The organism is Allobosea sp. CER48, assembly GCF_044752385.1.
GTDB lineage: Bacteria > Pseudomonadota > Alphaproteobacteria > Rhizobiales > Beijerinckiaceae > Allobosea.
Map to the genome: position 1 here is coordinate 1 of NZ_JBIWYK010000063.1, position 10,196 is coordinate 10,196.

At 67.3% G+C, this 10,196-nt stretch carries 9 protein-coding genes; 5 read left to right on the forward strand and 4 right to left on the reverse strand.

The window, feature by feature from the left end:
- The first annotated feature begins 68 nt into the window (after positions 1-68).
- From ACIPIA_RS04445 to ACIPIA_RS04455, 3 genes are read left to right on the forward strand one after another with little or no spacing between them, the layout of a single operon-like run.
- Positions 69-1,175, forward strand: coding sequence for a methionine ABC transporter ATP-binding protein (locus ACIPIA_RS04445; protein WP_400507064.1), 1,107 nt, complete (start codon positions 69-71; stop codon positions 1,173-1,175).
- Positions 1,165-1,830, forward strand: a complete 666-nt coding sequence (locus tag ACIPIA_RS04450; RefSeq protein ID WP_400507066.1) for a methionine ABC transporter permease — start codon at positions 1,165-1,167, stop codon at positions 1,828-1,830. Before ACIPIA_RS04445 ends, ACIPIA_RS04450 begins: the two co-directional genes overlap by 11 nt.
- A gap of 40 nt (positions 1,831-1,870) precedes the next feature.
- Entirely contained in the window at positions 1,871-2,668 is a 798-nt protein-coding gene (locus ACIPIA_RS04455; protein WP_400507067.1) for a MetQ/NlpA family ABC transporter substrate-binding protein, read from the forward strand.
- A gap of 81 nt (positions 2,669-2,749) precedes the next feature.
- Here the strand turns inward: ACIPIA_RS04455 and ACIPIA_RS04460 are convergent, their stop codons facing one another.
- Together ACIPIA_RS04460 and ACIPIA_RS04465 are read right to left on the reverse strand one after the other, a co-directional pair.
- On the reverse strand, positions 2,750-4,951 hold the full coding sequence (locus tag ACIPIA_RS04460; RefSeq protein ID WP_400507069.1) for an esterase-like activity of phytase family protein: 2,202 nt from the start codon (positions 4,949-4,951) through the stop codon (positions 2,750-2,752).
- A gap of 69 nt (positions 4,952-5,020) precedes the next feature.
- Positions 5,021-5,449, reverse strand: coding sequence for a hypothetical protein (locus tag ACIPIA_RS04465; protein WP_400507071.1), 429 nt, complete (start codon positions 5,447-5,449; stop codon positions 5,021-5,023).
- Positions 5,450-5,575: 126 nt separating this feature from the next.
- On the opposite strand from ACIPIA_RS04465, the gene ACIPIA_RS04470 reads away from it, so the two are divergent.
- Both ACIPIA_RS04470 and ACIPIA_RS04475 read left to right on the forward strand, forming a co-directional pair.
- A complete protein-coding gene (locus ACIPIA_RS04470) occupies positions 5,576-6,388 on the forward strand; it encodes a helix-turn-helix domain-containing protein (RefSeq protein WP_400507073.1) in 813 nt (270 codons plus the stop codon).
- An 86-nt stretch (positions 6,389-6,474) separates the two neighbouring features.
- Positions 6,475-6,666 (forward strand): CsbD family protein, encoded by a 192-nt coding sequence (locus tag ACIPIA_RS04475; RefSeq protein ID WP_400507075.1) that lies wholly within the window; start codon positions 6,475-6,477, stop codon positions 6,664-6,666.
- A 70-nt stretch (positions 6,667-6,736) separates the two neighbouring features.
- Here ACIPIA_RS04475 and dnaJ read toward each other — a convergent pair whose 3' ends face one another.
- Together dnaJ and dnaK are read right to left on the reverse strand one after the other, a co-directional pair.
- On the reverse strand, positions 6,737-7,867 hold the full coding sequence (gene dnaJ / locus ACIPIA_RS04480; protein WP_400507077.1) for a molecular chaperone DnaJ: 1,131 nt from the start codon (positions 7,865-7,867) through the stop codon (positions 6,737-6,739).
- Positions 7,868-8,023: 156 nt separating this feature from the next.
- Entirely contained in the window at positions 8,024-9,937 is a 1,914-nt protein-coding gene (gene dnaK, locus ACIPIA_RS04485; RefSeq protein WP_400507079.1) for a molecular chaperone DnaK, read from the reverse strand.
- Positions 9,938-10,196 lie beyond the last annotated feature (259 nt).

Consider the following 10,196-nt stretch of genomic DNA (forward strand, 5'->3'; position numbering starts at 1 on the left):
AGTGCGCGACAGCCTGCACGAGCAGCCTGTTCCGCATTGGTCGTCGCATACCCATTTCTGAGGACATGATGAACGCCCCCGTCAGACCCGGCGCATTGACCGCCGGCGCCCTGCCCGTTTCCGTCGCCGAACCTGCGATCCGTTTCGAGCAGGTCGGCAAGACCTATGCAGCGCGCAGCAGCCAGCAGCCCGTCAGTGCGCTCGCCGGAATCGATCTCGACGTGCCCGCCGGCAGCATCCTCGGCGTGATCGGCCGTTCCGGCGCCGGTAAGTCGACGCTGATCCGGCTCGTCAACGGGCTCGAGCGCGCCACGGCCGGCCGCATCCTCATCGAGGGCAAGGAGGTCACGAACCTCAGCGAAGCCGGCTGGCGCGCGGAACGTCGCCGCATCGGCATGATCTTCCAGCACTTCAACCTGCTCTCCTCGCGCACCGTCTTCGACAATGTGGCGTTGCCGCTGGAGATCGCCGGCACCCCGCGGGCCGAGATCACCGCCAAGGTCGAAAGGCTGCTGGCGCTCGTGGGCCTCGCCGACAAGAGCGAGCGCTATCCGGCCGAGCTCTCGGGCGGCCAGAAGCAGCGCGTCGGCATCGCCCGCGCACTCGCCACCGATCCCAAGGTGCTGCTCTGCGACGAGGCGACCTCGGCGCTCGACCCGGAGACCACCCGCTCGATCCTGGCCCTGCTGAAGCAGGTCAACCGCGAGCTCGGCATCACCATCCTGCTGATCACCCACGAGATCCCCGTCATCAAGGAGATCTGCGACCGCGTCGCGGTGATCGAGGGCGGGCGCATCGTCGAGCAGGGCGAGACCTTCTCGGTCTTCACCAGCCCGCAGCATCCGACCACGGCCCTCTTCGTCGAGGCGGTGACCGGCGTCGAGGTGCCCGAGCATCTCGCAGGCCGCATACGCACGCAGGCCCGCCCGGGCGACAGCCTCGTCCTCCGCATCACCTTCATCGGCGAGAACGCCACCGCCCCGGTCATCAGCAGGTTGAGCGCGGTCGTCGGCGTCGACGTCAACATCCTGGCCGGGCGGATCGACGCCATCGCCGGCCAGCCCTTCGGCAGCCTGCTCGTCTCGGTGCCCTCGCGCGCGCCGGAAAGCGAAGCCGTGCTCAGCGCCCTGAAGGGCCTCGGGCTCAAGGCGGAGGTCATCGGCCATGTCTCCTGAACTCATCCGCCTGATCTGGCAGTCGACGCTCGACACCCTCGCCATGGTCGCCGTCTCAGCCGGCATCGGCACGCTGCTCGGCCTGCCGCTCGGCGTCTTCCTCGCCACGAGCAAACGCGGCGAGCTCTTCGCGGCGCCCGCCGCCAACGCCCTGCTCGGCGTCCTGGTCAACGCGACGCGCTCGACTCCTTTCATCATCCTCGTGGTCGCGATCATCCCGTTCACGCGGCTGATCGCCGGCACCTCGATCGGCACGGCCGCCGCGATCGTGCCGCTGACCGTCGCGTCGACGCCCTTCATCGCCCGCCTGATCGAAGGCGCGGTGCGCGAGGTCGACCAGGGGCTGGTCGAGGCCGCCCGCGCCATGGGCGCCACGCCCGTCCAGATCGTGCGCAAGGTGCTGGTGCCGGAGGCCTTGCCGGCGATCGTGCTCGGCCTGACGCTGGCCGTGGTCAGCCTGATCGGCTTCTCGGCCATGGTCGGCGCCGTCGGCGGCGGCGGCCTCGGCGACCTCGGCATCCGCTACGGCTACCAGCGCTTCATGCCCGATGTGATGGCGACCGTCGTCGCCGTGCTCATCGTCCTCGTTCAGCTCGTGCAGAGCTTCGGCGACCGCCTGGCGCGCCGCCTGAACAAGCGCCTGCGCCACGCCTGACCCTTCAATTCATCGCTTCATACCGAAGGAAACTGCGACCATGACCATCTCCCTCAGCCGCCGCGCCGCGATCGCCGCCGGTTTCTCGCTGGCCCTCGCCGCCGGCCCCGCCTTCGCCCAGAACCAGGTGATCCGCATCGGCGCAACGCCCGGCCCGCATGCCGAGATCCTCGAGAAGGTGAAGCCGATCGCCGCGCAGAAGGGCCTCGACCTCAAGATCACCGAATTCTCCGATTATGTCGTGCCGAACCAGGCGCTCGATGCCGGCGAGCTGGAGGCCAACTCCTTCCAGCACGAGCCTTATCTCGACAATCAGGTGAAGGACCGCGGCTACAAGATCGTCAAGGTCGGCCTGACCGTGAACTTCCCGATCGGCATCTATTCGTCGAAGTACAAGAGCTGGGCCGAGATCCCGGAGGGTGCCACCATCGCCATCCCGAACGATCCGACCAATGGCGGGCGCGTGCTGCTGCTGCTTCAGGACAAGGGCGTGATCAAGCTCAAGGACGGCGTCGGCTTCAAGCCGACCGTCGCCGACATCACCGCCAACCCGAAGAAGTTCAAGATCATCGAGCTCGAGGCCGCCCAGACGCCGCGTTCGCTGGCCGACGTCGCCGCCGCCGCGATCAACACCAACTACGCCGTCGACGCCAAGATCGACCCGGCCTCGGCCATCCTGCGCGAGGACGCGAAGGGGCCCTACGCCAACCTGGTCGTCGTCCGCGCCGCCGACAAGGACAAGCCCTGGGTCAAGACCCTGCTCGAGGCCTATCACAGCCCGGAGATCAAGAGCTTCATCGCGGAGCGCTACAAGGGCGCCGTGCTCGCCGGCTGGTAACCGTCTCCTCCCACCTGGCTGTCCATTGGCCAGGCGCCTTGCCCCGGACGCCATGCGTCCGGGGCTTTTTGTTGCCTTGTCTCAGCGCGGCAGCAGGCCGAAGGCGAAGAACTGGGTCTCCCCGGAGGATTCGTCGACGCCGTCATTGTCGGTGACGACGAAGAGATGGCCGGCCTTGTCGACCGCCATGCCCTCGACCTTGTCGAGCCCGTAGCCGCCGGCCTTCATCAGGTCCGGCGTCAGGTCGCGCAGCGGGGTCTTCGTCACTGTCGGGATCTCCGCCGCGCCGACCGCGGCCGGCTTCAGCCCCTTCACCGAGAAGGTCTGGAGCATCTTCGCCGCCCTGGCGCCGAAGCCGTTGTCGCGCTCGATCACGGCGAAGCGATCGTCGCCCAGCGCAACGAGCTCCGAGAGCCCCATCCAGAACCCGGCCGCAGCTTGCGACAGCGGGTAGTGGAGCACACCCCATTCCTTGGTCGCCGGCTTGTAGGAGAGGATCTTGGCCTTGCCCTTGGGATCGTCCTTCCATTCGCGCTGTACGGCGATCCAGACGGTCTCGTCCGCGCCGGTTCCCGTCACGGCGACGCCCTCGAAGCCGAAGCGAACCGCATGCTTCGCCAGAGCCTCCGGCAGGACGACCTCGTCCTCGACCTCGCCCTTGGCCGAGACGCGCAGCAGGATGTCTGCGAGCGGCGCATCCTTCTTCTCCGGATTGCCCTCCGAGGCCAGCCAGAAGCCGCCGCCCTCACGGGTCGCGATGCCCTCCAGATCATAGGAAACAGGCTTGCCGTCCTTCGTCACGGTGATCGCCCCCGTGATCTTCGCGGGCTTCGCGGTCGCGTCGATCGCGAGGATGCGCGAGGGCGCATAGGCGCTGTCGGTGATCGAGAACAGCTTGCCCGGCGCCGCGCGATCAGCGGCGAGGCCGGAGAGCGCGCCCCAGCCGATCGGCAGGCCGTTTTCATCGGCGGACTGGATCGTCGGATAGGCGGCCGCCTGCTCGGCGCGGCGATAGATCATCACGGCCGAGCGCGCGCCGCCCTTCTCGCCGGCATCCGTCTCCGAGGCCGAGACGAAGAGATCGCGCTGCGGGATGGCGAGCAGACCCTCCGGGCCGATGCCGGTCGGCAGCGCCTGCAGAAAGCGCGGCGCTTGGCCTGCGCCCTCATCCTTGTAGACCAGCACCAGCGAGGCGCGCTCCAGCCCGACGAAGATCAACCGGTCATTGCCATAGGCCGCGACCTCGATGCCCTCGGGCTCGCTGCCCTTGGCGGCCGAACGCCTGTCCGGGTAATGGCCGAGGCGCATGGCGATGTGATCGACGTCGGAGCCGGAATCGAACTCGACCGTGCCGTCCTTGCGGAAGATCGTGAAGCCGCGCGAGCCCCCCTTCCAGTCGCCCTCATTGGCGGTGACGAAGCGATCGTTGTCGAGCCAGCGGACCGCGTCCGGCTCACGCGCGACGCCCTTCAGCTCCTCGGTCGGGCTGATCTTGCCGTCGCGGGTCTTGTCGATGTTCTTCAGATCGACCGAGCCGGCGGAGAAATGCGTCACGACCTTGCCGTTGCGGCTGTCGACGACGACGATGTGGTTATTCTCCTGCAGCGTCACCACGACGAGCCCGTCCTGGTTGGCATCGACGAATTCGGGCTCCGGATCGGTCGGCTCGACCGTGGCGAGGCCGGTGAGATCGACGACCTGACGGCTGGCGCAATCGATCGTGCCGTCCTTGATGCCGATCAGGGTGAGGTTGCCGGCGGGAAGCTGCGGCAGGGCGCCCTTGTTGAGCTTCTCGTCGCGCTCGTTCTCGATCGCGATCGCGATCTTTCCCCTGTCCTTCGTCAGCGTCACCGAGTCGGGCTGGCCGCCGAGATCGCATTTGGCGACGACCTGCTTCGTCTTGAGATCGACGGTGGCGAGATGGCCGGCCGGCTCCTTGAAGTTGTCGCCCGAGGTGACGACGGCGACGAAGGCCTTGTCGCCGAGGATCGTGACGGAGGTGGATTCACCTTCGAGCGGCACGAAGCCGGCAGGCTTGGGATCGGCGGGATCGGCGATGTCGATCAGGCCGAGCGCCTTCTGCTCGGCATCGGTGTAGGCGAGCAGCGTGCCGTCGCCATTGGCCGCGATGATCTCGGAGACGGTCTTCCTGGCGGGATCGCGATCGGCCGGCAGGTTCTGCGGCACGGAGAAGGTGGCGACCCGGTTGAACATCGGCTCCGCGCCGGCCGTGCCGGCGAGGAGCAAGGAGGCGAGAGCCGCGAGAACGAGAGGCTGGCGCATGGAACGGACCCCGCTGGAGGAAAAGGATATCCGCGGCTAGAGAGCCCATGCGACAGCTGCGTGACAGTCTCAGCGCAGGCTCGCTTCCTCCGCGCCGGGAACGCCCTGCGCCGGCGAGCGCCTAAAGCCGATCACCTCGAGTTCGGTGACGATGGCCACGGCAGCGGCCTGGGCCAGCACGAAGGCGATGCCGAGGCCGGTCGGGGCGAACCACCCCATCAGCAGGATCGCGATGCTGTCGACGATCCAGACGAGGTTCACGCCGATCACCGCGTAGATCGCGAGGCGCGGCAGCACGCTGCGGCTGGCGAAAAGACCGAGCAGCGCGGCGCAAGGCAGCAGCACGATGCCGGCATCGCGCAGGAATGCCTCGGGCAGGCCGAGAGGGGTGGCGAGCGGACCGGCAGCTGCAGCGAGCAGCAGGCCCATGCCGGCACAGGCGGCGGCATCGAGGGCGAGAGCGTTGCGAAGCAGCGGCGAGGACTGGATGAGCGACATGGCATTTCCTTCCGGCTTGTGGGCGGACAGCCCGTTTCGATGCCGGGATGCTGCCGGGTTCGCGTCCCGCCGTCGATTAAGCGGGAGGTAATTGGAACGGACCACCGGGACCGCTAGCTTGCTGCCATGAACAAGCACCACGCCCCCTCCATCGGCACGCTGCTGCGCGACTGGCGGCAGCGCCGCCGCTTCAGCCAGCTCGATCTCGCGCTCGAGGCCGAGATCTCGCAGAAGCATCTGAGCTTCATCGAAAGCGGCCGCTCGCGCCCCAGCCGCGAGATGGTTCTGCTGCTCGCGGAGCACCTCACCGTGCCGCTGCGGGAGCGCAACGCCCTTTTTCTGGCCGCCGGCTATGCGCCGATCTATCTGGAACGCTCGCTCGAGGACCCCACGCTCAAGGCGGCCCGGAGCGCGATCGACCTGATCCTCAAGGGCCACGAGCCCTATCCGGCGCTCGCCGTCGACCGGCATTGGACCTTGCTCGCGGCCAATGGCGCGGTCACGCGGCTGCTCGGCCTCGTCGCCGACGCGGAGCTGCTGCGGCCGCCGGTCAACGTGCTGCGCCTTTCGCTGCATCCGCAGGGGCTCGCACCCTTCATCGTCAATTACGGGGAGTGGCGCGACCATCTTCTGGCCCGGCTGCGCCAGCAGGTCCGGGCGACGGCTGACGGCACGCTGGGCGCGCTGCTCGGCGAGCTCTCCGACTACCCGCAGCCCGGCGGAGCCGCGAAAGGCCACCATGACATCGAGGCCGAGGCCGGCATCGTCGTCCCCATGCAGCTCCGGCTCGGCGACGCGGTGCTGTCGCTGATATCGACCACGACCGTGTTCGGAACGCCGGTCGACATCACGTTGTCGGAGCTCGCGCTGGAAACCTTCTTTCCGGCGGACGCCGCCACCGCAGAGGCTCTCCATGCCCTGGCCGCTCCCGGCGGCTGAATGAACCGGGCGTGGAACCCGGTGCCCGAATCGCCGTTGCCTTCACGGACGCGATCACTCGCACCGGAACCAGCAGGAGACTCCCGATGGGCAGCACCACCGACAAGATCAAGGGCATGGCCAACGAGGCCGCCGGCAACGTCAAGCAGGCCGCCGGCAAGGCGATGAACAAGCCGGAATGGGAAGCCGAGGGCAAGGCGCAGGAACTGAAGGGCGAGGCCCAGCAGGCGCTCGGCAAGGGCAAGGACGCGGTCAAGAAGGCCGTCGACAAGGTCTGAGGCACCCGCCTCAAGGCAAAAGGGCCGCCCTTCCGGGCGGCCCTTTTCGCGTCTGCATGCCTGATGTGGCTCAGGCCGTGCCCCCGAGCCCGCCGAGGAAATCCTTGACCCGGCCGAAGAAGCCGGCGGTTTCCGGATGATTGCTGTGCGAGCTCTCGCGCTCGAATTCCTCGAGCAGTTCGCGCTGACGCGCCGTCAGCTTCTGCGGGGTCTCGATCACGACCTGGATGTAGAGATCGCCGACATCGCGCGAGCGCAGCACGCTCATGCCCTTGCCCTTCAGGCGGAACTGCTTGCCGGTCTGGGTCCCCTCGGGGATCTTCACCCGTGCCTGCTCCCCCGAGAGCGTGGGAACCTCGATCTCGCCGCCGAGCGCGGCCGAGACCAGCCCGATCGGCACGCGGCAGAACAGGTCGGCGCCGTCGCGCTGGAAGATCGCGTGCGGCTTGATCGACAGGAAGATGTAGAGGTCGCCGGCGGGCCCGCCGCGCAGCCCGGCCTCGCCCTCGCCGGCAAGCCGGATGCGGGTGCCATCCTCGACGCCGGCGGGAATGTTCACCGAGAGCGTGCGCTCGCGCGTGACGCGGCCGGCGCCGCTGCAGTTCTTGCAGGGATCGTCGATGATCTCGCCCCGGCCGGAGCAGGTCGGGCAGGTCCGCTCGACCGAGAAGAAGCCCTGGTTCGCGCGGACGCGGCCATGCCCGCCGCAGGTCGGGCACTGCCGCGACTTGGAGCCGGGCTTGGCGCCGGTGCCCGAGCAGGCCTCGCAGGAAACCGAGCTCGGCACCCGGATCGAGGCGTTCTTGCCGGTGAAGGCCTCTTCCAGCCCGATCTCGAGATTGTAGCGCAGATCGGCGCCGCGCTCGCGGCCATTGGCGCTGCGCGGGCCGCCGCGGCGGGCGTCGCCGAAGAAGGAATCGAAGATATCCGACATGAAGTCGGAGAAATCGGCGTTGCCGCCGGCCCCACCACCGTTCTCGAAGGCCTGGTGGCCGAAGCGGTCATAGGCCGCCCGCTTCTGCCCGTCCGATAGGATCTGGTAGGCCTCGTTGATTTCCTTGAACTTGATCTCGGCCTCATGGTCACCGGGATTCTTGTCCGGGTGATGCTGCATCGCGAGCTTGCGGAAGGAGCTCTTGAGCTCGACCTCCGTCACGGTCCGGCTCACGCCGAGGATCTCGTAGTAGTCTCGCTTCGACATCGAAACGTCTGCCCCTTGCCTTTGACGCGCCACGGCCGGGCGCTTCGGCCCGGCCATGCGCGACAGGCGTTGTTCGACCTGCCTTCACGCTGTCCCGGAACGAGATGGCCGGGTCTCGAGCCCGGCCATCCAGTCGCGTTCCGCGACGAGCGCGGGTTACGCGCTCTTCTTCTTGTCGTCCGAGACGTCCTTGAAGTCGGCGTCGATGACGTCGTCCTTCTTGGCTTCCTCGGTCGTCTCGCCTTCGGGAGCACCGGCCTCCGCCTGGCTCGCCGCATACATCGCCTCGCCGAGCTTCATCGAGGCCTGCATCAGCTCGTTGGTGCGAGCCTGGATGGCCTCGGCGTCCTCGCCGGTCAGCGCGGTCTTGAGCGCCTCGACGGCGGTCTCGATCGCGCCCTTGTCGGTCTCCGAGACCTTGTCGCCATAGTCCTTCAGCGACTTCTCGGTCGAGTGAACGAGGCTCTCGCCCTGGTTCTTGGCCTCGACCAGCTCGCGGCGCTTCTTGTCCTCCGCGGCGTTGGCCTCGGCATCCTTCACCATCTTCTGGATGTCGGCCTCGCTGAGGCCGCCCGAAGCCTGGATCTTGATCTGCTGCTCCTTGTTGGTGGCCTTGTCCTTCGCCGTCACGGAGACGATGCCGTTGGCGTCGATGTCGAAGGTCACCTCGATCTGCGGCATGCCGCGCGGCGCCGGCGGAATGCCCATCAGGTCGAACTGGCCGAGCAGCTTGTTGTCGGCCGCCATCTCGCGCTCGCCCTGGAAGACCCGGATCGTCACCGCGTTCTGGTTGTCCTCGGCGGTGGAGAAGACCTGGCTCTTCTTGGTCGGGATCGTGGTGTTGCGGTCGATGAGGCGCGTGAACACGCCGCCCAGCGTCTCGATGCCGAGCGACAGCGGGGTCACGTCGAGCAGCAGCACGTCCTTGACGTCGCCCTGGAGGACGCCGGCCTGGATCGCGGCGCCGATGGCGACGACCTCGTCAGGGTTCACGCCCTTGTGCGGCTCCTTGCCGAAGAACTGCTTCACGACCTCCTGCACCTTCGGCATGCGGGTCATGCCGCCGACGAGGACGACCTCGTCGATCTGGCCCGCCGACAGGCCGGCATCCTTGAGCGCCTTCTTGCAGGGCTCGATGGTGCGCTGGATGAGATCGTCGACCAGGCTCTCGAACTTGGCGCGCGAGAGCTTGATGGCGAGGTGCTTCGGACCGGAGGCATCCGCCGTGATGTAGGGCAGGTTGATCTCGGTCTGGGCCGCGCTCGAAAGCTCGATCTTGGCCTTCTCGGCCGCTTCCTTCAGGCGCTGGAGGGCGAGCTTGTCCTTCTTCAGGTCGATGCCCTGCTCGCGCTTGAACTCATCGGCGAGATACTCGACGAGGCGCATGTCGAAGTCCTCGCCGCCGAGGAAGGTGTCGCCGTTGGTCGACTTCACCTCGAAGACGCCGTCGCCGATCTCCAGGATCGAGACGTCGAAGGTGCCGCCGCCGAGGTCATAGACCGCGATGGTGCCGGACGACTTCTTCTCGAGGCCATAGGCCAGCGCAGCGGCCGTCGGCTCGTTGATGATGCGCAGCACCTCGAGGCCGGCGATCTTGCCGGCATCCTTGGTGGCCTGACGCTGGGCGTCGTTGAAATAGGCGGGAACCGTGATGACGGCCTGGGTGACGGGCTGGCCGAGATAGGCCTCCGCCGTCTCCTTCATCTTGGTGAGCGTGAAGGCCGAGATCTGCGACGGCGAATATTCCTTGCCGTCGGCGGACACCCAGGCATCCCCGTTCGAGGCCTTGGTGATCTTGTAGGGGACCAGCTTGAGGTCCTTCTGCGTCATCGGGTCGTCGTAGGTGCGGCCGATGAGGCGCTTGATCGCGAAGAAGGTGCGCTCCGGATTCGTGACGGCCTGACGCTTCGCCGGCTGGCCGACCAGACGTTCGCCGTCATCCGTGATGGCGACGATGGAGGGCGTGGTGCGCGCGCCTTCCGAATTTTCGATGACCTTCGGCGTCGAGCCTTCCATCACTGCAACGCAGCTGTTGGTCGTGCCGAGGTCGATACCAATGACTTTACCCATGGATGGGATCCCTTTCGATTGAGCAGATCGCCGACCTGCGACGCATTCCCGTCGCCTGCCAGCCCATGGACCGGGCCGCCCCCGCTTCAGCGGCGAACGAAACCGGCATTCCACGTTTGACGGTGGTTAAACCGCCCCTTGGGCGCGTATATAGTGAGGGTGTTCCCGCCCTTGCAAGACAGGCGAGCCGATTAAGAATCGGGGATTGCAGGCTTTGCGGCCGCAACGGGCGCTTTCCTCCCCACTGTGTCCTCGCAGC

Excerpts from the sequence above, each read along its gene's own strand:
- ACIPIA_RS04445 (WP_400507064.1), top strand. The coding sequence starts at position 69 with ATGAACGCCCCCGTCAGACCCGGCGCATTGACCGCCGGCGCCCTGCCC.
- ACIPIA_RS04450 (WP_400507066.1), top strand. The coding sequence starts at position 1,165 with ATGTCTCCTGAACTCATCCGCCTGATCTGGCAGTCGACGCTCGACACC.
- ACIPIA_RS04455 (WP_400507067.1), top strand. The coding sequence starts at position 1,871 with ATGACCATCTCCCTCAGCCGCCGCGCCGCGATCGCCGCCGGTTTCTCG.
- ACIPIA_RS04460 (WP_400507069.1), bottom strand. The coding sequence starts at position 4,951 with ATGCGCCAGCCTCTCGTTCTCGCGGCTCTCGCCTCCTTGCTCCTCGCC.
- ACIPIA_RS04465 (WP_400507071.1), bottom strand. The coding sequence starts at position 5,449 with ATGTCGCTCATCCAGTCCTCGCCGCTGCTTCGCAACGCTCTCGCCCTC.
- ACIPIA_RS04470 (WP_400507073.1), top strand. The coding sequence starts at position 5,576 with ATGAACAAGCACCACGCCCCCTCCATCGGCACGCTGCTGCGCGACTGG.
- ACIPIA_RS04475 (WP_400507075.1), top strand. The coding sequence starts at position 6,475 with ATGGGCAGCACCACCGACAAGATCAAGGGCATGGCCAACGAGGCCGCC.
- dnaJ (WP_400507077.1), bottom strand. The coding sequence starts at position 7,867 with ATGTCGAAGCGAGACTACTACGAGATCCTCGGCGTGAGCCGGACCGTG.
- dnaK (WP_400507079.1), bottom strand. The coding sequence starts at position 9,937 with ATGGGTAAAGTCATTGGTATCGACCTCGGCACGACCAACAGCTGCGTT.